Here is a 22,245-nt window from a genome sequence, read left to right as displayed (position 1 = left end):
TCCTAACTGATGATCGCAGTCGATAAGGTTCTGTACACCGCCCGCGCCACCGCTCACGGTGGTCGTGACGGCCACACCGCCAGCGACGACGGCAAGCTCGATGTCACCGTCGCGCCGCCGAAGGAGATGGGTGGCAACGGTGAGGGTACGAACCCCGAGCAGTTGTTCGCCGCCGGCTTCGCGTCCTGCTTCCACAGCGCGCTGAAGGTGGTCGGCCGCCGGGCCCGGCAAGACGTCGACCACTCGACGGTCACCGCGGAGGTCGGCATCGGCCCGATCCACAGTGGCGCCGGCTACGGGCTCGAGGTCCAGCTGGTCGTCAGCCTGCCGGACGTCGACCGCGCGATCGCGGAAGACCTCGTCGCCAAGGCCCACGAGGTCTGCCCGTACTCCAACGCCACCCGCGGCAACATCAAGGTCGACCTCGTGGTCGCCTGACGCTCTGCTGGTTCAGCCCCCGTGAAGCACGGCTTCGCGGGGGCTGAGCTGTTTCAGGACATTCGTTCGAGCGCCTCGGCGAGCATCGGCTGGGTGGCGGTAACAGGCGCCGCCGAGATCGTCAGCGCCTCCATGATCGCGGTGTACTCGTCCAGGTCCTCGAGCTTGTCCAGGTACAGCGCGCTCGCGGCGTGCTCGATGTAGACCACGTCCGGCAGATCGCCTTCCGGGAACCGCAGGATGCTGAAGGCGCCACCGGCGCCCGGGTAACCGATGCTGCTGAACGGCATCACCTGCAGGGTGATGTTCGGCAGCTTCGCCATCTTCATCAGGTACTCGATCTGCTCGCGCATCGTCGCGCGTCCACCCACCGGCCGGTGCAGGACTGCCTCGTCGATGACCACCCAGAGCTTCGCCGGGTCGTGCCGGGTGAGGATCTGCTGGCGGGTCACCCGGAGCGACACCCGCTGCTCGATCTCCTCGGCGGGCAGGTACGCCTTGCCGAGCTGGACGACGGCGCGGGCGTAATCCTCGGTCTGCAGCAGGCCGGGCACGAAGAGCACCTCGTAGGTCCGGATCAGCTTGGCGGCCACCTCGAGCCCGACGTAGTTCGAGAACCAGCTCGGCATCACATCGCCGTACCGCGACCACCAGCCGGGGTTGTTCGCGGCGCGGGCCAGATCCATCAGCCGCTCGCGTTCCTCGGGGTCCTTCAGCTCGTACAGGTCGAGCAGGTCGCTGACGTCGCGTTCCTTGAAGCCGACCCGGCCGAGCTCCATCCGGCTCACCTTGGACTCGGAGGCGCGGATCTGCCAGCCGGCGTCGGCACGGCTGATCTTCGCCGCCTCACGCATCCGGCGCAGGTGCCCGCCGAGCATGATCCGCAGCGCGGTCGGCCCACCCTCGCCACCAGCCACCGTCACGCGGTCATCACGTCCCCGTAGGTCATGCCCGGTCAGCCGCAAGCCGGGCCAGCACAATGAGAGCGTTCTGATGCTATCCGGAACTTCAGCTCGCGGAGGCCAGCGCGAGCACCGTGGCGGTCGGCAGTTTGGCCAGCTCGGCGCCCTCGACGAGCAACTTGGAGCCGCGGATCCCGCTGCCGATGACAACCGGACCGGCCTGCGCGACGGCCTCGTCGACGAGCACCGGCCAGTCGGTGGGCAACCCGATCGGGGTGATCCCGCCGTACTCCATGCCGGTCGAACCCACCGCGTCGTCCTGCGCCGCGAAGGAGATCTTCCGGACGCCCAGGTGCTTGCGGATCACGCCGTTCACGTCCGCGCGATGGGTGGCGAGCACCATCACCGCGGCGTACGTCGACTCGCCGGCGCGCTTGCCGTGCACGATCACGCAGTTCGCCGACGCCGCCATCGGCACGTCGTACTCCGCGCAGAAGGCGGCGGTGTCAGCCAGCGTGGGGTCGATCGCGGCCGCGTAGGCGGGGATGTCGCCCAGCGTGGCGCGGACCGGCTCGGCCAGCAGGTCGGGCACCTCGGCGGCCGGTTTCCACGCGAGGCTGCCGAGCACCGGCGCGGTCACTTCGCGTCCGGGGCGCCGACGAGGTCGGCGTACTCGGTGTGCTCCTTGAGGAACTGCTCGTAGAAGGGGCACAGCGGCTTGACCCGCAGGCCGGCGTCCCGGGCGTCCTCGAGCGACTTCACCGCGATCTTGCCCGCCACGCCGCGGCCGCGGTAGTCCGGCAGCGTCTCCGCGTGCAGGAAGGCGATCACCGAGCTGCTCAGTTTGTAGTCGGCGAAGCCCATCAGGTTGCCGTCGGCATCGCGGGCCTCGTACCGGCTGCTGTCCGGTGCGTCCGCAATGGTGATCTCGTTCTCCATGCCAGCCACTCTATCTACCTCCGGCGAGGCGCTTCGCCCGTCCGGGTGACAGAGGGTTGGGGGCCGCCCGCCTCCTCGACCCGCTTCCAGGGCACCCTAAGATCTCGCCGTGGGTTCACTTCTGGTCGCCGGTACGACGTCCGATGCGGGGAAGACGACCGTCGTGACCGCCCTGTGCCGGTGGCTGGCCCGGCAAGGCGTCCGGGTGGCTCCGTTCAAGGCGCAGAACATGTCGAACAACTCGATGGTCTGTGCCGACGGCGCCGAGATCGGCCGAGCCCAGTGGATCCAGGCCGTCGCCGCCGGCGTGGAACCCGAGGCCGCGATGAACCCGGTCCTGCTGAAGCCGGGCAGCGACCGTCGCAGTCACGTAGTACTGATGGGGGAGCCCTGGGGTGAGCTGACCGCCCGGGGATTCCTGACCGAGCGGGCCGAGCTGGCCAAGGCGGCCTTCGCCGCGTACGACGACCTGGCGAGCCGGTACGACGTGGTGATCAGTGAGGGCGCGGGGAGTCCGACGGAGATCAACCTGCGGCGGGCCGACTACGTGAACATGGGGCTCGCCCAGCACGCCCAGGCGCCGGTCGTGGTGGTCGGGGACATCGACCGGGGCGGGGTCTTCGCGTCGATGTTCGGCACGGTGGCTCTGCTCGACGCGGCGGACCAGCGGTTGATCAGCGGGTTCGTGGTGAACAAGTTCCGCGGGGACGTGTCGTTGCTCCAGCCCGGGATCGACATGCTCCAGGCCGTGACCGGTCGTCCCACCTATGGGGTGATCCCGTGGCTTCCGGACCTCTGGCTGGATTCTGAGGACGCCCTCGATGTACCGGCTCGTCGCGCGTCCTCCAGTGAGGGAGAGGTGCTCACGATCGCGGTGGTGCGATTCCCGCGGATCAGCAACTTCACGGATCTGGACGCGCTCGCTGTCGAGCCGACCACGAGTGTGTTCTTCAGCGCGAGCCCGGCCGAGGTCCGCGATGCCGATCTGGTGGTGCTCCCCGGATCGCGCGCGACGACCGCGGACCTGGCCTGGTTACGATCCACCGGTCTTGCGGATGCCGTGGCTGGTCGGGTCGCGGCAGGACAGCCTGTGCTGGGGATCTGCGGTGGCTATCAGTTGCTCGGCGAGTCGATCTCGGATCCGCTGGGTGTCGAGGGTGGCGGCGACCACCGCGGCCTCGGGCTGTTGCCAGTGGCAACGGACTTCGCCGCGGAGAAGGTGCTGGCCCGCCCGGCGCCGACGGCGTACGAGATCCATCACGGGGTGGTGACGGTGACCGGGGAGGCCGGCGAGTTCCCTGGTGGGTGCCGGTCCGGGGTGGTCTGGGGGACGATCTGGCACGGGTTGCTCGACGATGACGAGGCTCGGCGGGCCTTCCTGACCGAGGTGGCCGGGCTGACGGGCAAGGCCGCGCCGGACGGGTCCGTGTCGTTCGCCGCGCTGCGCGAATCCCGGCTGGACCGGCTCGCGGACGCCATCGATGAGCATCTGGACACGGCCGCTCTGCTGGCGCTGATCGAAGGTGGCGCTCCTGCGGGAGTCCCGTTCATCCCGCCCGGTGCACCGACGGAAACTGTCCGCAGCGTCGACTAGCGTCGCCGAGAACTCGACTGGGAGGCTCTTCGGATGACGGACATCAAGGCAGAACTGCACAGCAAACTCCGGGAGTCCCGCGCGGTGATGCTGGCGAAGCTCGACGGCCTGAGTGAGTACGACCGTCGTCGACCGCTGGTGCCGTCCGGGACGAACCTGCTCGGCCTGGTGAAGCACCTGTCCGGCCTGGAGTACACCTACCTGGGCGAGTGCTTCGGCCGAGCGCCCGGAGAGAAGCTGGCCTGGGTCGAGGACGGGTCGATCTGGGACGGCGCGGACATGTGGGCGCTGCCGTCGGAGAGCAGCGACTACCTGACCGGCCTGTACCAACGGGCCTGCGCCTTCGCGGACCAGACGATCTCCGAGCTCGATCTGGACACACCGGGCGAGGTGGCGCACTGGCCGGAGGGCGGGCGCAAGACCACCTTGGGCGTGCTGCTGATCCGCATGGTCGACGAGACCGCTCACCATGCCGGCCACGCGGACGTCGTCCGTGAACTGATCGACGGCCAGGGCGGCTCCGATGCGGACTTGCTCGACGAGGAGGGCTGGCAGGCCTACTCGGCGAAGGTGCAACAGGCCGCGGAGACATTCCGCGACTGACCTTCCGCCGGCTGCCCCGCGGGTGCTGAGATCATGGCGTGGTGTCAGTCGACGTGGACGGGCTGGAGGTGTTCCAGCAGCAGCGAGGCCGGATGTTCGGCATCGCTTACCGGATCCTCGGCACGGCCACCGATGCCGAGGAAGTGCTGCAGGACGTCTGGCTCCGCTGGCAGGCCACCGACCGGTCCCGCGTGGACGACCCGGCCGCCTACCTGGCGAAGACGGTCACAAACCTTTGCCTGACTCGGCTGACGACCGCCCGCGCTCGTCGTGAGACCTACGTCGGCGAGTGGCTGCCCGAGCCGGTTCTCACCGATCCACGGCTGGACGACCTGGGCCCGCTCGAGGTGGTGGCCGAGCGCGAGTCGGTGTCGATGGCCCTGCTGATGCTGCTCGAACGTCTCAGCCCGGCCGAGCGTGCGGCGTACGTGCTGCGCGAGGCGTTCGGCTACAGCCACCGCGAGGTCGCCGAGCTCATCGGTACTACGGAGGCGAACGCGCGGCAGCTCCACTCAAGGGCGCGCAAGCGACTCGCGGCCGAGACGCCGCCGCGGCGGGTCGATCCGGGCCGATGGCGGCTACTGGTGGAACGGTTTGTCGCGGCGGCGCAGCTCGGCGACGTTGCCGGCCTGGAGGCGTTGCTGGCCGAGGACGTCGTGTCTCGGGCGGACGGTGGCGGCAAGGTCGTTGCGGCCCGCAACCCGGTGATCGGCCGGCAGAAGGTGGCTCGCTACCTGATCGGTGTCCTGGAGAAGTTCGGCGCCGGCGTCGTGCCGGGATTCGCCGAGGTCAACGGCGAGCCCGCGGTGGTTGCCGTCGGCCCTGACGGGGTGCGCGCGGTTTGCTTCCTCCGGTTCGACGACCAGGACCGGCTCGTGGTGCTGGATCTGGCGATGAATCCGGACAAGCTGGGCTTCACCGAGCGGCAGTTGTCACGAATCGGAGGGCTGTCGAGTCTGGGCTGGTGAGCGAAAGGACACCATTCCATGCGAACCATCCTCGTCACCGGGGGAACAGGTACCGTCGGCCGCCCGACCGTCGAACGCCTCCGCCGAGCCGGCCACGAAGTACGGGTGCTGAGCCGTCAGCGCGGGCCTGGTCTGCTGACCGGGGATCTGTCCACCGGCGTAGGCCTCCAGGAGGCCGTCTACGGTGTGGACACTGTCGTGCATCTGGCTACCAGCCGGAGTCACAAAGACATAGCCCACATGCAGCGGTTGCTCGTAGTCGTCGGTGCCGCTGGGATCGGCCATCTGGTGCTGATCTCGATCGTCGGGATCGACCAGATCCCGATGCCGTACTACCGCGACAAGCTGGAGATCGAGCGGCTCATGACCGAGTCGAAGGTCCCGTACTCGCTCCTGCGCGCCACCCAGTTCCACAATCTGGTGGATGAGGTGCTCGGCGCGCAGAGATTCCTGCCGGTGCTGCTAGCGCCGGCAGTGAAGATTCAGCCGATCGCGGTCGAGGACGTCGCCGTACGGCTGACCGAGATCGCCGGTGGTTCGCCCGCCGGCCGACTCCCCGACATCGGCGGCCCCGAGCAGACCAACCTCCCGGCTCTGGCCCGCGCCTGGAAGCAGGCCAAGGGATCGCGTCGGCCGGTGGTTCCCCTGCGGCTGCCTGGGAAGGCGTTCCGCGCGTATGCCGGTGGTGCCGCCTGCGCGTCGGGGACCGGCTATGGGCGGCGGACCTTCGCTGACTTCCTGGCTGACCGTTTCGGGGTGTCCGCGTGAACGGCCTGGTGAGGGCGGGCCTGGTCGTGCTTGCCGCGATCCAGGTGGTGCTCGGGGTGTGGACCTTGCTGTTCCCGGCGAGCTTCTACAACGACGTGCCGACGGTCGACTGGACCCCGCCGTACAGCGAGCATCTGTTCCGGGATTTCGGTGGTGCCACGCTCGGCCTGGCGGTTGTGATGATCGCCGCGGCGATCTGGCTGGAGCGCCGCCTGGTGATCGTCGCCTTGCTGTCCTACCTGGCCTTCTCCTTCCCGCACGCGATCTTCCATGCGGAGCATCTGGAGGGCGATTCGCCGGCGTTGTCGGCCGGGCTGTTCGTCGTCGTGGTGCTGTCAGTGCTGTTGCCTGCCACGTTGGTGGTGGTGGCGGCCAGGACACTGCCGCGGCGGACGGTGACTTGACGACTGTGACAGTCGTACTGTCACAATGGCTCGCATGGGGCCATTGGATGGGGTGAAGGTCGTCGAGCTGGCGGGGATCGGGCCGGCGCCGTTCGCCTGCATGCTGCTGGCCGAGCTCGGCGCGGAGGTACTGCGGATCGAGCGGCCGGGCGGTGGGCTCGCGATGGGTCCACCCGAGCTCGAACTGGTGAACCGCGGCCGGCGCAACGTCGCGATGGACTTGAAGAATCCGGCTGCGGTCGACGCGGTGCTCCAGCTCGTCGCGGGCGCTGACGTGCTGGTCGAGGGCTTCCGGCCCGGGGTCGCCGAGCGGCTCGGCCTGGGGCCCGAGGCGTGCCACGAGGTCAACCCGAAGCTCGTCTACGGGCGGATGACCGGCTGGGGCCAGGACGGTCCGCTCGCTCAGGCGGCCGGACACGACATCGACTACCTCGCGCTGTCGGGTGCGCTGCACCTGATCGGCCGGGCAGGTGGACCACCGCAGGTGCCGGCGAACCTGCTCGGCGACTTCGCCGGGGGCTCCCTGTACCTCGTAGTCGGCGTGCTCGCCGCGCTGGTCGAAGCACGGGGGAGTGGACAGGGGCAGGTCGTCGACGCCGCGATCGTGGACGGCTCGGCGCACCTCACCACGATGTTGCTCGGCGCGCTGGCGGGTGGGAGTTGGAAGCAGGAGCGCGGGACGAACCTGCTCGACACCGGTGCGCCTTTCTACGACGTGTACGAAACGGCCGACGCGCAGTACATGGCGGTCGGTGCGTTGGAGCCGCAGTTCTACGACGAGTTGATCAGGTTGCTCAGGATCACCGTGCCGGACCGGTACGACCTGGCGAGCTGGCCGGAGCTCCGCAAGGTGCTGACCGAGACCTTCGCCCAGCGCACGCAGGCAGAGTGGACCGAGGTGTTCGACGGCTCGGACGCCTGCGTGTCACCTGTTCTGCCGCTGGCCGGCGAGCATCCGCACCTTGCCGCCCGAGGCACCTTCGTCGAGAAGGACGGCGTACGGCAGGCCGCGCCCGCTCCCCGCTTCTCGCGCACGCCCTCGGAGCTGTCCGAACCCCCGGCCCGGCCCGGGCAGCACACCCGCGCTGCCCTGACCGACTGGGGTGTGGCCGACGTGGACGAACTCCTCCGCTCCGGCACCGCAGTACAGGCCGACTGACCCTCTCAGACCCAGGAGACCGCCCGTGGAACGTCACCTCTTCGATGCCGATCACGATGCCTTCCGCGAGACCGCGCGCGCGTTCTGCGAGAAGGAGATCGTGCCGCACCACGACAGCTGGGAGGAGGCCGGCATCGTGCCGCGGGAGCTGTGGACCGCGGCCGGCGACGCGGGCCTGCTCGGCTTCATGGTGCCGGAGCAGTACGGCGGTGGCGGTGCGCGGGACTTCCGGTTCAACACGGTCGTGATCGAGGAGGTCACCAAGGCACGCGCGAGTGGTCCCGGCTTCACGATCCACGCCGACGTCGTCTCGGGGTACCTGCTCGACTACGCGTCGGAGGAGCAGAAGGCGCGGTGGCTGCCGAAGTTCTGTACGGGCGAGACGATCACCGCGATCGCGATGACCGAGCCCGGCGCCGGCAGCGACCTGCAAGGCATCCAGACGACCGCCATCCGGGACGGCGACGACTACATCCTGAACGGCCAGAAGACTTTCATCTCGAACGGCATCCTGGCCGACCTCGTCGTGGTGGTCGCGAAGACCGACCCGTCCGCCGGGTACCAGGGCATCTCGCTGCTCATGGTCGAGCGGGGGATGGAGGGCTTCGAGCGTGGCCGCAACCTCGACAAGATCGGCCTGAAGGCGCAGGACACCGCGGAGCTGTTCTTCGACAACGTCCGGGTGCCCGCCGCGAACCTGCTCGGCGAGGAGGGCAAGGGCTTCATCTACCTGATGGAGAAACTCCCGCAGGAGCGGCTCACCATCGCGGTGGTGGCGGCCGCCGCCTGCGAGGGCATGATCGAGATGACCCTCCAATACGTGAAGGACCGGAAGGCGTTCGGGCGGCCGATCGGGTCGTTCCAGAACAGCCGGTTCGTGCTCGCCGAGCTGGCCACCGAGACCCAGATCGCCCGGGTCTTCGTCGACCGGTGCATCGAGGAGCTCAACGCCGGCGCCCTGACCGTTTCCGACGCCGCGATGGCCAAGTGGTGGACCACCGAGCTGCAGAAGAAGGTCGTCGACCGCTGCCTGCAACTGCACGGCGGCTACGGCTTCATGACCGAGTACCCGATCGCGAAGGCCTACCTCGACACCCGCATCCAGACCATCTACGGCGGCACCACCGAGATCATGAAGGAAATCATCGGCCGCACGATGGGAATCTGAGGCCCCTGCCGGTCCATGATCCCGGGGGTTCGTGGTTGACTTCGGGGAGTGGTTCCAGGTTTGAGGGAGGTCCTCTGATGGACATTGTGTCGCCGGGATTCACCGGCCGTCGCCGGGGTGGTGCGGACTTGCCGCCCGGGCAGTACCTGACTCACGATTTCCCGGTCCTGTCGGCCGGTCCGACCCCGCACATCCTCCCGGAGCACTGGGAGTTCACCGTCACCACGGAGACGGGCGAGGTCACCCGCTGGGACTGGTCCGCCTTCACGGCGTTGCCGAGTGAAGAGATCACCAAGGACCTGCACTGCGTGACCCGGTGGTCCAAGCTCGGCACGGACTGGCGGGGCGTCTCCCTCGACACCCTGCTGGCCGACGTCGAGACCGGCGCCGACTACGTGATGGCGCACAGCTACGGCGGCTACACGACGAACGTGCCGCTCGAGGACCTGCTGGACGGCCGGGCCTGGGTCGCCTACGAGTACGACGGCGAGCCGCTGCACCCGGAGCACGGCGGTCCGGCCCGGCTGCTGGTTCCCCACCTTTACCTCTGGAAGAGCGCCAAATGGGTGCGCGGCCTGGTGCTCTCCGACACCGAGGACCTGGGCTTCTGGGAGACGGCCGGCTACCACGAGTACGGAGACCCATGGAAAGAACAGCGATACGCCGGCGACTGACCTGGCAGGTCGGCACCGTCACCGAGGTCCGGGAGGAGACGGAGACCGCCCGGACCATCGCCCTCGACGTACCGGACTGGCCGGGGCACCTCGCCGGGCAGCATCTCGACGTCCGGCTGACCGCCCCCGACGGGTACAAGGCTTCCCGGTCGTACTCGATCGCCTCCGCCTGGACCGGCGCGGGGATCGAGTTGACCGTGGAGCAGGTGCCCGACGGTGAGGTCTCGCCGTACCTCGTCGACGTGCTCAAGGTCGGCGATCCGCTCGAGATCCGCGGCCCCGTCGGCGGCTGGTTCGTCTGGAAGCCCGAGCAGCCCGGTCCGGTCCAGCTGATCGGCGGCGGTTCGGGCGTCGTACCGCTGATGGCGATGCTGCGTGCGCACTCGGCCGGCGGCAGCACCGCGCCGGCGCGGTTGCTGTACTCCGTGCGTCGGCCGGCCTCGGTGATCTACGTGAGCGACCTCAAGGACGTCGCGATGTCCGAGGACGTGGCGGTCACCTTCGCCTACACCCGCGAGGCGCCGCCGGGGGAGTCGCGGAAGCCCAGGCGGATCGACGCGAAGCTGCTCAAGTCGGTCGCCTTCCAGCCGGAGGACCAACCGACCACCTACGTCTGCGGGCCGACACCGTTCGTCGAGACGGTGGCCGACCTGCTCGTCGCCGCGGGCCACGACCCGGCCCGGGTGAGAACCGAACGCTTCGGACCCACAGGAGGACCGCGATGACAGCGGACGAACCCACATACTTGGATGGCAATGCGGCGGCGGGTGCGATGCGCGAGGTGTTCGCGGTCGACATCACCGCGGCGACCGGGCAGTGCGCCGGCTGCGGCGACCGCGGGGCTTTCGCAGAGGCGCGATTGTACGTAGATGCGCCCGGCATGGTGGCTCGTTGCCGCAGGTGCGACGACGTCATGGTCCGCGTCGTCTCCACCCCCGACTCCACCTACCTCGACTTCCGGGGCCTCACTTACCTCCGCATCCGCACCCCGACCACCTGACCACGGAACCGGTCTGACCCGCCCGGACCTGGTCGGGTCGGACCGCGGTTCAGCGGCGTGGGGGTTTGGTGCGGGAGCGGCGGATGGTGTCGCGCTGGGTCTCGCCGACGGCGCGTTCGTAGGCGAGGACCAGGCCCTGGATGGTGACGGGCTTGAAGCGTTCGACGAGTTGCTGGATGTGCTCGGGAGGACCGCCGGAGTCGCGGTAGTGCGGCCAGACCTTGGTGCGGAACACCTCGGTGAGCTCCTCGGCCAGGGCCCGGCCGTGCTCGGTGAAGATGCGCCCGGCGTCGAGCACCGCCTCTACCGGCAGATCGAGGTCGAGCAGTTCCACCCCGAGGCTGAGGTGCGCCGTGGCGACCTGGAAGACGTCCTCGTCCGGCGTCGGCTCGACCACGCCGAGCGCGACGAGCATCTCGATGTCGTCGTCGGTCAGGTCCCGCCCGGTACGCCGGACCAGCGCGGCGCGATCGAGCGTCTCCGGCAGGTCCCGCATCCACGGGGTCAGCAGCGTGCGGTGCAGCGCGATGTCCTGCGGGGTGGCGTCGACCGGGATGCGGTCCAGGTAGCCCTCGATCGCGGACAGGGTGAACCCGTGCGCCTGGAGCTCGCGGACGAGGTCGAGCCGCGCGATGTGCTCGGGTCCGTAGTACCCGACGCGCCCGCGGCGTACAGGCGGGGGGATCAGGCCCCGGCCGGCGTAGAAGCGCAGCGTGCGCACGGTCATCCCGACCCGGGCGGACAGTTCGTCGACGGTCAGCATTGCCTCGTCGGCACCGGTCGGTTCGGCATCGGCGGGCACTGGCGACAAAGGCATGGCGCAGATCATAGTGGGCCCCACTTGACCATCGTGACACCAGAACTGTCACAATCGGTTGGTCAGAGCCATCACGGCACTCGCGGCAGACGACGGGACCCCCATGACCGCACCCAGTGAAGCCTTCCTGTACGACGCGATCCGGACTCCCCGTGGCAAGGGCAAGGCGGCCGGCGCCCTGCACGAGGTGAAGCCGATCCAGCTGATCACCGGCCTGCTGACCGAGCTCCGCGCCCGGCACCCCGAGCTCGACCCGACCGTGATCGACGACCTGGTGCTCGGCGTGGTCACCCCGATCGGCGACCAGGGCATGGACATCGCCCGCACCGCGGTGCTGGCGGCGGGGTATCCCGAGACGACCGGCGGCGTCCAGCTCAACCGGTTCTGCGCGTCTGGCCTGGAGGCGGTGAACCAGGCGGCGCAGCGGATCCGCTCGGGCTGGGAGGACTTCATCCTGGCCGGTGGCGTCGAGTCGATGTCGCGGGTGCCGATGGCCTCCGACGGTGGCGCCTGGGCGATGGACCCGGAGACCGCGATCCAGACCAACTTCATCCCGCAGGGCATCAGCGCCGACCTGATCGCGACCATCGACGGCTTGTCCCGCACCGACGTCGACGCGTACGCCGCCGAGTCGCACGCCCGCGCCGCCAAGGCCTGGGCCAACGGGTACTTCGCCCGCTCGGTGGTGCCAGTGCTCGACCGGAACGGGCTGCAGATCCTCGACCACGACCAACTGGTCCGGCCCGGGACGACCGTCGAGACCCTCGCCGGTCTGCCGGTGTCGTTCGCGGCGATCGGCGAGCACGGCGGGTTCGACTCGGTCGCCCTGGAGAAGTACGTGACGGTCGAGCGGATCAACCACGTCCACCACGCGGGCAACTCGTCCGGCATCGTGGACGGCGCAGCGCTGGTTGCGATCGGCAACGAGAAGGCCGGCGAGGCGCTCGGCCAGGCTCCTCGCGGCCGGGTGGTCGCCGCGGCGGTCAGTGGCACCGATCCGACGATCATGCTGACCGGTCCCGCGCCGGCCGCGCGCAAGGCGCTGGCCAAGGCGGGGCTCGAGGTCTCCGACATCGACCTGTTCGAGATGAACGAGGCCTTTGCGGCGGCCGTGCTGCACTTCATGAACGACCTCGGCGTCCCGCACGAGAAGGTCAATGTCAACGGCGGCGCGATAGCGCTCGGCCACCCGCTCGGCGCGACCGGCGCCATGCTGATCGGAACCCTGCTGGACGAGCTGGAGCGCCGTGAGCTCCGGTACGGTCTGGCCACCCTGTGCGTCGGCGGCGGCATGGGCGTCGCAACCATCATCGAGAGGCTTGCCGCATGATCGACTGGTCCAACAACGACGGCGTCGTCACCCTGACGATGAACGACCCAGCGGCGTCGGCGAACACGATGAACGACACCTACATCGCCGCGATGGCCTCGACGGTCGAGCGCCTGCAGGCCGAGAAGGCGGAGCTGAAGGGTGTGGTGATCACCAGCGCCAAGCAGACCTTCTTCGCAGGTGGGAATCTGCAGATGCTGTCTCAGATCCAGCCGGAGAACGCGGCCGAGGTCTTCGAGACGATCGAGGAGGTCAAGCGCCAGCTCCGGGTGCTGGAGACGCTCGGCGTCCCGGTCGTCGCCGCGATCAACGGCGCGGCCCTCGGCGGCGGCCTGGAGATCGCGCTCGCCTGCCACCACCGGATCGTTGCCGACGACAACCGAATCGAGATCGGCGTCCCCGAGGTGACGCTCGGCCTGCTGCCCGGCGGTGGCGGCATCACCCGCACGGTGCGCCTGCTCGGCCTCCAGGACGCCCTGATGAAGGTGCTCCTCCAGGGCCAGCGGATGAAGCCCGCCCACGCCAAGTCCGTCGGCATCGTGGACGAGGTCGTCCCGGCCGGTGAACTGCTCGACGCCGCCTACCGCTGGATCGATTCGTACGATGGTGACGCGAAGCAGCCGTGGGACCGCGACGGCTACAAGATCCCAGGCGGTACTCCGGCCTCGCCCAAGCTGGCCGCGTTCCTCCCCGCCTTCCCGGCGAACCTCCGCAAGCAACTGAAGGGCGCTCCCTACCCGGCCCCGAAGGCGATCATGAGCGCCGCCGTCGAGGGCAGCCAGGTGGACTTCGCCACCGCGAGCCGGATCGAGTCCCGGTACTTCGTCTCCCTCGCCACCGGGCAGATCGCGAAGAACATGATCAACGCGTTCTTCTTCGAGCTCCAGGCGATCAACGCCGGGGCATCCCGCCCGGCCGACGTCCCGAAGTACCAGGCTCGCAAGGTGGGTGTGCTCGGTGCGGGGATGATGGGCGCCGGGATCGCCTACGTCTGCGCGAAGGCCGGTATCGAGGTGGTCCTGAAGGACGTCTCCCTGGAGGCCGCCGAGAAGGGCAAGACGTACTCCGAGAAGCTGCTCGCCAAGCAGGTGCAGAAGGGCCGCAGTACGCCGCAGAAGGCCGAGGCATTCCTCAGCCTGATCACGCCGACGGCGGATCCGAACGAGCTGGCCGGGTGCGACCTGGTGATCGAGGCGGTGTTCGAGAGCGAGGAGCTGAAGCAGAAGGTCTTCGCCGAGATCGCCGCTGTGGTGGAGCCGGACGCGCTGCTGTGCTCGAACACGTCCACGCTGCCGATCACCTCGCTGGCCGACGGGATCGACCGGCCGGACGACTTCATCGGGATGCACTTCTTCTCGCCGGTGGACCGGATGCCGCTGGTCGAGCTGATCGTGGGGGAGAAGACCTCCGACCGGGCGCTGGCCAGGGCCTACGACGTGGTCCGGCAGATCAAGAAGACGCCGATCGTGGTGAACGACAGCCGCGGCTTCTTCACCTCGCGGGTGTTCGGCACGCTGGTGATGGAAGGCGCCGCGATGGTTGCCGAGGGCGTCAATCCGGTCACGATCGAGCGGGCCGCGACCCAGCTGGGTTTCCCGGCGCCGCCACTGGCGATGCTGGACGAGGTCACCCTGACGCTGCCGATGAAGATCCGCGACGCGGCCCGGGCGGCCGGGGACAGCGCGGGCGCCTTCGACGAGCACCCCGGGATGGCAGTGGCCGACCGGCTGGTGACGGAGTTCGACCGGAAGGGCAAGGCGGCCGGTGCCGGCTTCTACGAGTACCCGGCTGACGGGCCGAAGCACCTGTGGCCGGGGTTGTGGGAGCACTTCGTCAAGGATGACGTCGACGTACCGGTGATCGACCTGCAGGAGCGGATGGCGTTCGCGATGTCGCTCGAGACGGTGAAGTGTCTCGACGAGGGCGTGCTGCGGTCTGTCGCCGACGCCAACATCGGCTCGATCTTCGGCATCGGCTTCCCGCCGCTGCACGGTGGCGCACTGCAGTACATCAACGCGTACTCCGGCGGACCGGCCGGCTTCGTCGCACGGAGTCGCGAACTGGCCAAGACCTACGGCGCGCGTTTCGAACCGCCGGCGTTGCTGGTCCGCAAGGCCGAGGCCGGGGAGACGTTCGCCTGATCCTGCTCGCGATCACCTGCGGTGATCGTTCACGTTGAATTGTGACGCTTCGTGTCTCCAGGCGCCGCGCGACGAGAAAGTCGCGCGGCGCCTTGGTGATGTGCTCTTGCGCCGGGAGGGCTTTTCGGCCATCGTCAAGGCAATCTCCAACGATTCACCTGACGATCAATCGTTGGAAATCCTGCGCTCAGTTAGCCGCCGTACCCGAACTGTCACCTGCCCAGCCCTGTTGCGATGTTTGATTCAGTTGTAACGTGTGCGAAACCCGAGATGCTTAACGCTGTTAAGTAACTACGGGGCATCCCGCTTGCGCCGCAGCGTCGCGGCGCTGCTCTCGGAGGTGGTCTCATGCCCGCTCATGTTCCGAACGCCGGCCTGACCCGGCGTGACCTGCTCAAGCGGACGGGTGGCCTAGCGGCCCTCGCCGCGTTCACCGCGGCCTGCGGCGGCAACACCGGCCGCCCGGCGGACCCCGGAGGCGGTGGCGGCGACAAGGCCACCCTGTCGCAGTGGTATCACCAGTACGGCGAGACCGGTACGAAGGAAGCGGCCCTCAAGTACGCGAAGGCCTACCCGGACGCCAACGTCGCCGTGCAGTGGACCCCGGGCGACTACGGCGCCAAGCTCTCCTCCGGACTGCTGTCCAACAAGGGCCCGGACGTGTTCGAGAGCCAGCTCAACATCGCGATGGTGAAGGGCAACCAGGTGGTGGCGCTGGACGACATCCTCGCCGACGTGAAGAGCGACTTCGCCGAGGAGGACCTGGCCACCAACACGATCGACGGCAAGGTCTACGGGATCCGGATGATTGTCGACCCCCAGGTCATCTACTACCGCAAGAGCCTGCTGGACAAGGCCGGGATCAAGCCGCCGGAGACGATCGACGACCTGATCGCCGCGTCGAAGGCGCTCACCACGAACAAGGTGAAGGGCATCTTCGTCGGCAACGACGGCGGCCTCGCCCTCGGCGGCCCGGCGCTGTGGTCATCCGGCGGCGCGTACCTCACGCCGGACAACAAGCCGGGCTTCACCGGCGACCGGGCGGCCCAGGCGTTCTCCAAGCTGCACGAGCTCTACGCCAGCAAGAGCACGCTGCTCGGCGCACCGACCGACTGGACCGATCCGAGTGCGATCCTCCAGGGCCTGGTCGCCATGCAGTGGATCGGGATGTGGGCGCTGCCGGCCATGCAGAAGGCGTTCGGCGACGACCTCGGTGTCTTCGCGTTCCCGAAGCTCGACGCGCAGGGCACCCCGGCCGTGTACTCCGGTGGCTGGACCCAGTTCGTCTCGGCGAAGAGCCAGAACGTCGACGCGGCGAAGAAGTTCGTCAAGTGGCTGTGGATCGACAACGCGGAGGACCAGGAGGACTGGTGCCTCAATTACGGCTTCCACATCCCACCGCGCAAGAGCCTTGCAGCCAAGGCCTCCAAGCTGCAGACGGGCGCCGCGGCCGAGACGGTCAAGCTGACCCAGGACTACGGCAGGACAGACAACCCGTCCTGGACCCCGAAGATGGGCAGCGCCTTCAACGACATGCTCACCAACATCATCCGGAAGGGATCCGACCCCGCGGGTGAGATCAGTAAGGCCGAGAAGACGGTCAACACAGAACTCACGCGGCTGTTCGGATGAGCACCCGCACCGCCCTCGCTCCGGCACCGGTCGGCAAGGTGCCGGAGCGGCGGGGCAACCGGAAGGGGATCGCCGGCAACACCCTGTGGTTCTGGCTCTTCGTCGGGCCCTTCGTCGTCGGGCTGCTGATCTTCTCCTACCTGCCGATCATCTGGAGCCTGGTCCTCAGCTTCTTCGAGGCGCAGAACACCGTCACGCCGTCGGAGTTCGTCGGCCTGCGCAACTACGTCGACATGCTGACCGACCACAACTTCCTGTCCAGCCTGGGCACGTTCACCGTGTTCGCCATCTTCATCGTGCCGCTGACGTTCGTGCTCTCGCTCGCGCTGGCGCTGCTGGTGAACCAGGTGAAGGTGGCCCGGGCGTTCTTTCGGTCCGTCTTCTTCCTGCCGACCGCCTGCTCGTACGTCGTGGCGTCGCTGATCTGGCGGTTGTCGATCTTCAACGGCGTCCGCTTCGGCCTGGCGAACACGGTGCTCGGCTGGTTCGGGATCGACGGGATCGCCTGGCTCTCGACGGTGGACCCGCCGTGGTTCTGGCTGCCGATCGTGACCGTGCGGTTGTGGTTGCAGCTCGGGTTCTACATGATCCTGTTCATCGCGGGGCTGCAGCGGATCAACCCGACGCTCTACGAGGCGGCGTACGTGGACGGGGCGAAGCCGGGCTGGCAGACGTTCCGGTTCATCACGTTGCCGCAGTTGCGCGCGACCTCGGTCGCAGTACTGATCCTGAACCTGATCGCGGCCTACCAGGCCTTCGACGAGTTCTACAACCTGATCGGCAACGTGAACTTCGCCCGGCCGCCGCTGGTCTACCTGTACGGAATCTCGCTCGGGACGATCCAGGACCTCGGGCACGGGAGCGCGGGTGCGCTGATCCTGGCGGTGATCATCATGCTGGTGACGCTGTTGCAGAGCAGGATCTTCGGCTTCGGGAAGGCGGGGGACTGATGGCCACCGTGATCGACCGGACCACCGGGACCCCGCAGCCGATCGGCTACTCCCGCAGCACGCTCGGCAAGATCGCCCTCGTCCTGCGCTGGTTCGCGCTCGTGATCGCGGTCATTCTCTTCCTGCTGCCGTTCTACCTGGTACTGCGGAACGCGCTGTCGACGGAGGCGGACATCACCTCGCCCGAGTGGACGTTGTTCCCCAAGGACCTGCAGTGGGGGAACATCAGCGAACTGTTCAAGGACACCCAGGTCCCGATCGCCCGGGCCCTCTACAACTCGGCGGTCGTCGGCATCCTCGGTACCGCGGGTCAATTGCTGCTCGCGTCCATGGCGGGCTACGGCCTGGCCCGGATCCCGTACCGGCACGCGGACAAGGTCTTCTACGCGATCGTGGCAACGCTGATGATCCCGGGCGCGGTGACGTTCATCCCGAGCTTCATCGTGGTCTCGTCGCTGGGCTGGGTCAGCTCGCTGCGCGGGCTGATCATCCCGACGTTGTTCAGTGGGTTCGCGGCGTTCCTCTTCCGGCAGTACTTCCTGAACTTCCCCAAGGAGCTCGAGGAAGCGGCCCGGGTGGACGGCGCAGGCCACTTCGGCACCTTCTGGCGGATCGTGGTGCCGAACTCGCTGCCGTTCTTCGCGGCGCTGGCCGCGATCACCTTCATCGGCAACTGGAACTCGTTCCTGTGGCCGCTGGTGATCGGCCAGGACTCGTCGTCCTGGACCATCCAGGTGGCGATGTCGACCTTCGTCACGGCTCAGACGATCAACATCCACGAGCTCTTCATGGCGGTCGCGGTGTCGATCCTGCCGCTGGTGCTGATCTTCGCCTTCCTGCAGCGCTACCTGATCCAGGGAGTCACCCAGTCCGGTATCAAGGACTGACCCACAGGCTGCGGCGGGAGTCCCTGACCGGCTCCCGCCGCTTCACCATCGAGACGCTCAGCTAGCCGCCGGCTCCTGGTAGGTCGGCGTGATGATCGCGCGGGCCAGGGTGTGGAAGGCCAGGTTGAAGCTGACCACCGCGGCGCTGGCCTCGTCGTCGACGTCCAGGGCCTCGACATCGATCGCGTGCACGACGAAGTAGTAGCGGTGCACGCGGTCGCCGGCCGGCGGGGCGGCGCCGCCGAACGCCTTGGTGCTGTAGTCACTGCGGACGTGGAAGGCGCCGTTGTCGAGCCGCGGCGTCGCGCCGGCGCCGGCCGGCAGTTCGGTGACAGTGGCGGGCAGGTTGACCAGGATCCAGTGCCAGAAGCCCGACGGCGTCGGGGCGTCCGGGTCGTAACAGGTCACCACGAAGCCCTTGGTCTCGGCCGGGAAGCCCTCCCAGCTGAGCTGAGGTGACGTGTTGCCACCGGCAAACACCTGGGCGGCGCCGAGCGGCTCGCCGTCGGCGACGTCGGTGCTCGTGACGGTGAAGGAGCCGACCGTCGGGAGCAGTTCGTAGGGGTCCGGTGCGACCGGCCGTTCGAGCGACATTCTGTGATCCTCCGGGATCTCGCGACGTGTGGTGATTCCGACATTACTGGCCGATTCAGGCGGTCCCCACCCCGGCAGCCTCCATCATTGGCCGGGATCAGGTCGGGTCGCGGGCGCGGAGATGCGAAGATCGGTGCTGGCCGCGTTCAGGTGGCCGCAACTGGAGTGGAGGCACCAGCGGTGGAGGACTTTCTGGCCCGGATCGGGCCGGCGGACGAGCGGGCGATGCGCGCCGCCACGGAGCGTCAGCTCGCGCTGACGAAACCGGCCGGTTCCCTCGGTGTGCTCGAGGACCTGTCCGTCCGGGTGGCCGGAATGACCGGCTCCTGCCCGCCCGCGGTGCCGAGCCCCGCCGTCGTCACGGTGTTCGCGGCCGACCACGGTGTGCACGCCCAGGGCGTTTCCCCCTGGCCACAGGCGGTGACCGCCGCCATGCTGGCGAACTTCGCCGCCGGCGGTGCAGCGGTGAACGCCTTCGCTGCGAACAACCGGGTCGATGTCCGGGTGGTGGACGTCGGGGTGGCGAGCGACGTGCACGGGCTGGACATCGTGCACGCCAAGGTGCGCCCCGGGACTCGCGATCTGGCGACGGAGAAAGCGCTCTCTCAGGAGGAGGTGCTGGCCGCGGTCACAGTGGGCTTCGAACTCGCGGACAACCTCGTCCGCGACGGCTACCGCTGCCTGCTCACCGGCGACATGGGGATCGCGAACACGACCGCCTCCGCCGCGCTGATCGCCACCTTCACCGGGATGACCGCCGAGGACGTGACCGGCCGGGGGACCGGGATCGACGACGCCACCCTGGCCCACAAGACCTCGGTGGTCCGCTCCGCCCTGGCGTTGCACGGCGTACCGGCGTCGGATCCGCTGGGAGCGCTCTCCGCGTACGGCGGGCTGGAGCACACCGCGCTCGCCGGATACATCCTCGGTGGAGCCGCGAACAAGGTGCCGGTGATCCTCGACGGGGTGATCGCGGGCGCAGCCGCCTTGGTCGCCCAGGCGCTCCACCCGGCGGCCATCGAGTACTGCGTCGCCGGGCACCGGTCGGCCGAGCCAGGTCACGCGGTGGCGCTGAAGACGCTCGGCCTGCAGCCGCTGGTGGATCTCGATCTGCGCCTGGGCGAGGGCACCGGCGCAGTACTGGCCTACCCGATTCTGACCTGCGCGGTCCGGGCGCTGGCCGAGATGGCGACGTTCGAGTCCGCGGGGATCACCGCGGAGGACGACGCGTGACCGAACCCGCGCCGTACCTGTCCGGGCTGGTCCTGACCGGCCGCCGCGTCGTGGTCGTCGGTGGCGGCGGGGTGGCGCAGCGGCGATTGCCCAGGCTGCTCGAGACGGGCGCTCAGATCGACCTGATCTCGCCGGCGATCACGCCGACGATCGAGGGCCTGCTGACGAACCCGAACCTGCGCTGGGTCGAACGCGGGTACGCCGAGGGTGACCTCGACGGCGCCTGGTACGTGGTGGTGGCGACGGATGACCCCGCGGTCAACGATCAGGTGTCCGCGGAGGCCGAGGAGCGGCGCATCTTCTGCGTCCGCTCCGACGACCGGTCCCGCGCGACCGCCTGGACTCCGGCCTCCGGGCAGCACGACCAGGTGACGATCGGCGTACTGGGTGGCGGTGACCACCGGCGGTCGGCCGCCGTACGGGACGCGATCCTGGAAGAACTCCGGACTGGCGCGCTCGGGGCTCGCGACTCGCTGGCCAAGCAGCCTGGGGTGTACCTCGTCGGAGGCGGGCCTGGTGATCCAGACCTGATCACCGTGCGCGGGCGGCGGTTGCTCGCCGAGGCTGACGTGGTCGTCGCCGATCGGCTGGCGCCGCAGCCTTTGCTGGAGGAGTTGCACCCGGACGTCGAGTTGATCGACGCGGCGAAGCTTCCGCGTGGTCGGTCGGCGCAGCAGGAGGAGATCAACCGGATCCTGGTCGATCGTGCGCGGCAGGGCAAGGTCGTCGTGCGGCTGAAGGGCGGCGACCCTTACGTCTTCGGGCGGGGCTTCGAGGAGGCGCTCGCCTGCGCCGAGGCCGGGGTGCCGTGGACAGTGGTGCCGGGGATCACCAGCTCGATCTCGGTGCCTGCCGTGGCCGGGATCCCGGTGACGCATCGCGGCGTGACGCATGAGTTCACGGTGGTGTCCGGGCACATCCCGCCGGGACACCCGGACTCGCTGATCAACTGGCAGGCGCTCGCTCAGCTCTCCGGGACGCTGGTGCTGCTGATGGCAGTGGAGAACCTGCCGGCCATCGCGGCGACGCTGATGGAGCACGGCCGGCCGGCCTCCACACCCGCCGCGGCGATTGCCGACGGCACCCTTCCCGGTCAGCAGCAGGTCAGGTCCGATCTGGCCGGTATCGCCGCCACGATGGCCGCCGCGGGCGTCGGCGCCCCTGCGATCGTTGTCATCGGCAACGTCGTCGACGTGGCCGCGCAGGTGTCATGAGCCGGTTGATCCCGCTGGAAGATGCCGCTGATGAGCGGCTGGCTGACTATGTCCAACTGCGGGAGGTGAACCTGCGCCGGCTGCTCGAGGAGGAGCACGGGCTGTTCATCGCCGAGGGCGCCAAGGTGATCCGGCGGGCGGCCGAAGCGGGGTACGAGCCGCGGTCGTTCCTGCTGGCGCCGCGCTGGCTGGACACCCTGCAGGACGTGCTCGACAAGTGGCCTTCGGTGCCGGTCTATGTGGTGTCGGAGGAACTGGCCGAGAAGGCAACCGGATTCCACGTGCACCGGGGCGCGCTGGCGTCGTACAAGCGTCGGGCTTCGGTCGGGTTGGAAGCTCTGCTCGAAGGATTAGGTGATCGGGCGCGGGTGGCGATCTTCGACGACATCGTCGATCACACGAACGTCGGGGCTGGGTTCCGGGCGGCCGCGGCGATGGGGGTCGACGCGGTCCTGGTATCCCCGACCTGCGCGGATCCGCTGTACCGGCGGTCGGTGAAGGTGTCGATGGGGACGGTCTTCCAGGTGCCGTGGACGCGGCTGATCAGCTGGCCGGGAGATCTTGCTCGGCTGCAGAAGCGCGGGTTCGTGGCGGCCGGCTTCGCGCTGTCCGAAGACTCGATCAGCTTGGACGAACTGGTTGCCCGGCAGGACGACAAGCTCGCGCTGATCTTCGGGACCGAGGGCCACGGGTTGAAGCCACACGTGTTAGCGCAGGCCGACCTCACCGTGCGGATCCCGATGTCCGGCGGCGTCGACTCCCTGAACGTGGCATCCTCAGCAGCCGTCGCCTTCTACGCCACCCGTCCCTGACCGGTCCCGAGGAGTCGC

At 68.7% G+C, this 22,245-nt stretch carries 24 protein-coding genes; 19 read left to right on the top strand and 5 right to left on the bottom strand.

The window, feature by feature from the left end; all coding sequences use genetic code 11:
- Positions 1-9 precede the first annotated feature (9 nt).
- Complete coding sequence (locus tag ACFPJ1_RS37385; protein ID WP_380111038.1) at positions 10-438, top strand: organic hydroperoxide resistance protein; 429 nt, start codon at positions 10-12, stop codon at positions 436-438.
- Between the two features lie 53 nt (positions 439-491).
- Here ACFPJ1_RS37385 and ACFPJ1_RS37380 read toward each other — a convergent pair whose 3' ends face one another.
- The 3 genes from ACFPJ1_RS37380 to ACFPJ1_RS37370 all read right to left on the bottom strand — a co-directional run bounded on the left by ACFPJ1_RS37380 (position 492) and on the right by ACFPJ1_RS37370 (position 2,279).
- Complete coding sequence (locus tag ACFPJ1_RS37380) at positions 492-1,316, bottom strand: helix-turn-helix domain-containing protein (RefSeq protein ID WP_380111097.1); 825 nt, start codon at positions 1,314-1,316, stop codon at positions 492-494.
- 130 nt (positions 1,317-1,446) lie between these two features.
- Positions 1,447-1,980: a YbaK/EbsC family protein gene (locus ACFPJ1_RS37375; RefSeq protein WP_380111037.1), complete on the bottom strand. Its 534-nt coding sequence runs from the start codon at positions 1,978-1,980 to the stop codon at positions 1,447-1,449.
- Entirely contained in the window at positions 1,977-2,279 is a 303-nt protein-coding gene (locus tag ACFPJ1_RS37370; RefSeq protein WP_380111036.1) for a GNAT family N-acetyltransferase, read from the bottom strand. The genes ACFPJ1_RS37375 and ACFPJ1_RS37370 overlap by 4 nt, the downstream gene beginning before the upstream one ends.
- A 109-nt stretch (positions 2,280-2,388) precedes the next feature.
- Between ACFPJ1_RS37370 and ACFPJ1_RS37365 the strand changes: the two genes are divergently transcribed.
- The 10 genes from ACFPJ1_RS37365 (at position 2,389) to ACFPJ1_RS37320 (ending at position 10,617) form a co-directional block, all read left to right on the top strand.
- Complete coding sequence (locus tag ACFPJ1_RS37365; protein ID WP_380111035.1) at positions 2,389-3,873, top strand: cobyric acid synthase; 1,485 nt, start codon at positions 2,389-2,391, stop codon at positions 3,871-3,873.
- A gap of 33 nt (positions 3,874-3,906) precedes the next feature.
- Positions 3,907-4,476: a DinB family protein gene (locus ACFPJ1_RS37360; protein ID WP_380111034.1), complete on the top strand. Its 570-nt coding sequence runs from the start codon at positions 3,907-3,909 to the stop codon at positions 4,474-4,476.
- Between the two features lie 41 nt (positions 4,477-4,517).
- Positions 4,518-5,444, top strand: a complete 927-nt coding sequence (locus tag ACFPJ1_RS37355; protein ID WP_380111033.1) for an RNA polymerase sigma-70 factor — start codon at positions 4,518-4,520, stop codon at positions 5,442-5,444.
- A gap of 18 nt (positions 5,445-5,462) precedes the next feature.
- Positions 5,463-6,212 carry an SDR family oxidoreductase gene (locus ACFPJ1_RS37350; RefSeq protein ID WP_380111032.1) on the top strand — a complete coding sequence of 250 codons (750 nt, stop codon included), beginning with the start codon at positions 5,463-5,465 and terminating at the stop codon, positions 6,210-6,212.
- The gene (locus ACFPJ1_RS37345; protein ID WP_380111031.1) at positions 6,209-6,616 is read left to right on the top strand and encodes a hypothetical protein; all 408 of its coding nucleotides are present in this window, start codon (positions 6,209-6,211) and stop codon (positions 6,614-6,616) included. The genes ACFPJ1_RS37350 and ACFPJ1_RS37345 overlap by 4 nt, the downstream gene beginning before the upstream one ends.
- 34 nt (positions 6,617-6,650) lie before the next feature.
- Entirely contained in the window at positions 6,651-7,775 is a 1,125-nt protein-coding gene (locus tag ACFPJ1_RS37340) for a CaiB/BaiF CoA transferase family protein (protein WP_380111030.1), read from the top strand.
- Between the two features lie 25 nt (positions 7,776-7,800).
- Positions 7,801-8,943, top strand: coding sequence for an acyl-CoA dehydrogenase family protein (locus ACFPJ1_RS37335; protein WP_380111029.1), 1,143 nt, complete (start codon positions 7,801-7,803; stop codon positions 8,941-8,943).
- 77 nt (positions 8,944-9,020) lie between these two features.
- Positions 9,021-9,617 (top strand): molybdopterin-dependent oxidoreductase, encoded by a 597-nt coding sequence (locus tag ACFPJ1_RS37330; RefSeq protein WP_380111028.1) that lies wholly within the window; start codon positions 9,021-9,023, stop codon positions 9,615-9,617.
- Positions 9,587-10,342 carry a ferredoxin reductase gene (locus tag ACFPJ1_RS37325; RefSeq protein ID WP_380111027.1) on the top strand — a complete coding sequence of 252 codons (756 nt, stop codon included), beginning with the start codon at positions 9,587-9,589 and terminating at the stop codon, positions 10,340-10,342. The genes ACFPJ1_RS37330 and ACFPJ1_RS37325 overlap by 31 nt, the downstream gene beginning before the upstream one ends.
- Positions 10,339-10,617, top strand: a complete 279-nt coding sequence (locus ACFPJ1_RS37320; protein WP_132300301.1) for a DUF6510 family protein — start codon at positions 10,339-10,341, stop codon at positions 10,615-10,617. Before ACFPJ1_RS37325 ends, ACFPJ1_RS37320 begins: the two co-directional genes overlap by 4 nt.
- Positions 10,618-10,666: 49 nt before the next feature.
- Here the strand turns inward: ACFPJ1_RS37320 and ACFPJ1_RS37315 are convergent, their stop codons facing one another.
- Positions 10,667-11,434 (bottom strand): MerR family transcriptional regulator, encoded by a 768-nt coding sequence (locus tag ACFPJ1_RS37315; protein ID WP_380111026.1) that lies wholly within the window; start codon positions 11,432-11,434, stop codon positions 10,667-10,669.
- Positions 11,435-11,537: 103 nt separating this feature from the next.
- Between ACFPJ1_RS37315 and ACFPJ1_RS37310 the strand changes: the two genes are divergently transcribed.
- The 5 genes from ACFPJ1_RS37310 (at position 11,538) to ACFPJ1_RS37290 (ending at position 18,374) form a co-directional block, all read left to right on the top strand.
- Positions 11,538-12,764, top strand: coding sequence for an acetyl-CoA C-acetyltransferase (locus ACFPJ1_RS37310; RefSeq protein ID WP_380111025.1), 1,227 nt, complete (start codon positions 11,538-11,540; stop codon positions 12,762-12,764).
- Positions 12,761-14,905, top strand: coding sequence for a 3-hydroxyacyl-CoA dehydrogenase NAD-binding domain-containing protein (locus ACFPJ1_RS37305; RefSeq protein WP_380111024.1), 2,145 nt, complete (start codon positions 12,761-12,763; stop codon positions 14,903-14,905). The genes ACFPJ1_RS37310 and ACFPJ1_RS37305 overlap by 4 nt, the downstream gene beginning before the upstream one ends.
- 348 nt (positions 14,906-15,253) lie before the next feature.
- Complete coding sequence (locus ACFPJ1_RS37300; protein ID WP_380111023.1) at positions 15,254-16,537, top strand: ABC transporter substrate-binding protein; 1,284 nt, start codon at positions 15,254-15,256, stop codon at positions 16,535-16,537.
- The gene (locus tag ACFPJ1_RS37295; protein ID WP_380111022.1) at positions 16,534-17,487 is read left to right on the top strand and encodes a carbohydrate ABC transporter permease; all 954 of its coding nucleotides are present in this window, start codon (positions 16,534-16,536) and stop codon (positions 17,485-17,487) included. Before ACFPJ1_RS37300 ends, ACFPJ1_RS37295 begins: the two co-directional genes overlap by 4 nt.
- Positions 17,487-18,374: a carbohydrate ABC transporter permease gene (locus ACFPJ1_RS37290; RefSeq protein WP_380111021.1), complete on the top strand. Its 888-nt coding sequence runs from the start codon at positions 17,487-17,489 to the stop codon at positions 18,372-18,374. Before ACFPJ1_RS37295 ends, ACFPJ1_RS37290 begins: the two co-directional genes overlap by 1 nt.
- Before the next feature lie 57 nt (positions 18,375-18,431).
- Here ACFPJ1_RS37290 and ACFPJ1_RS37285 read toward each other — a convergent pair whose 3' ends face one another.
- Entirely contained in the window at positions 18,432-18,968 is a 537-nt protein-coding gene (locus ACFPJ1_RS37285) for a YbhB/YbcL family Raf kinase inhibitor-like protein (protein ID WP_380111020.1), read from the bottom strand.
- Between the two features lie 180 nt (positions 18,969-19,148).
- Here ACFPJ1_RS37285 and cobT point away from each other — a divergent pair, with 180 nt between their 5' ends.
- From cobT to ACFPJ1_RS37270, 3 genes are read left to right on the top strand one after another with little or no spacing between them, the layout of a single operon-like run.
- Complete coding sequence (cobT, locus tag ACFPJ1_RS37280; RefSeq protein ID WP_380111019.1) at positions 19,149-20,201, top strand: nicotinate-nucleotide--dimethylbenzimidazole phosphoribosyltransferase; 1,053 nt, start codon at positions 19,149-19,151, stop codon at positions 20,199-20,201.
- On the top strand, positions 20,198-21,415 hold the full coding sequence (cobA, locus tag ACFPJ1_RS37275; protein WP_380111018.1) for a uroporphyrinogen-III C-methyltransferase: 1,218 nt from the start codon (positions 20,198-20,200) through the stop codon (positions 21,413-21,415). Before cobT ends, cobA begins: the two co-directional genes overlap by 4 nt.
- Positions 21,412-22,227 carry a TrmH family RNA methyltransferase gene (locus ACFPJ1_RS37270; RefSeq protein WP_380111017.1) on the top strand — a complete coding sequence of 272 codons (816 nt, stop codon included), beginning with the start codon at positions 21,412-21,414 and terminating at the stop codon, positions 22,225-22,227. Before cobA ends, ACFPJ1_RS37270 begins: the two co-directional genes overlap by 4 nt.
- The last annotated feature ends 18 nt before the right edge of the window (positions 22,228-22,245 follow it).

The sequence above is a fragment of the Kribbella qitaiheensis genome, from assembly GCF_042657745.1.
Classification (GTDB): domain Bacteria; phylum Actinomycetota; class Actinomycetes; order Propionibacteriales; family Kribbellaceae; genus Kribbella; species Kribbella qitaiheensis.
This window is presented reverse-complemented; position numbering and strand designations above follow the sequence as displayed.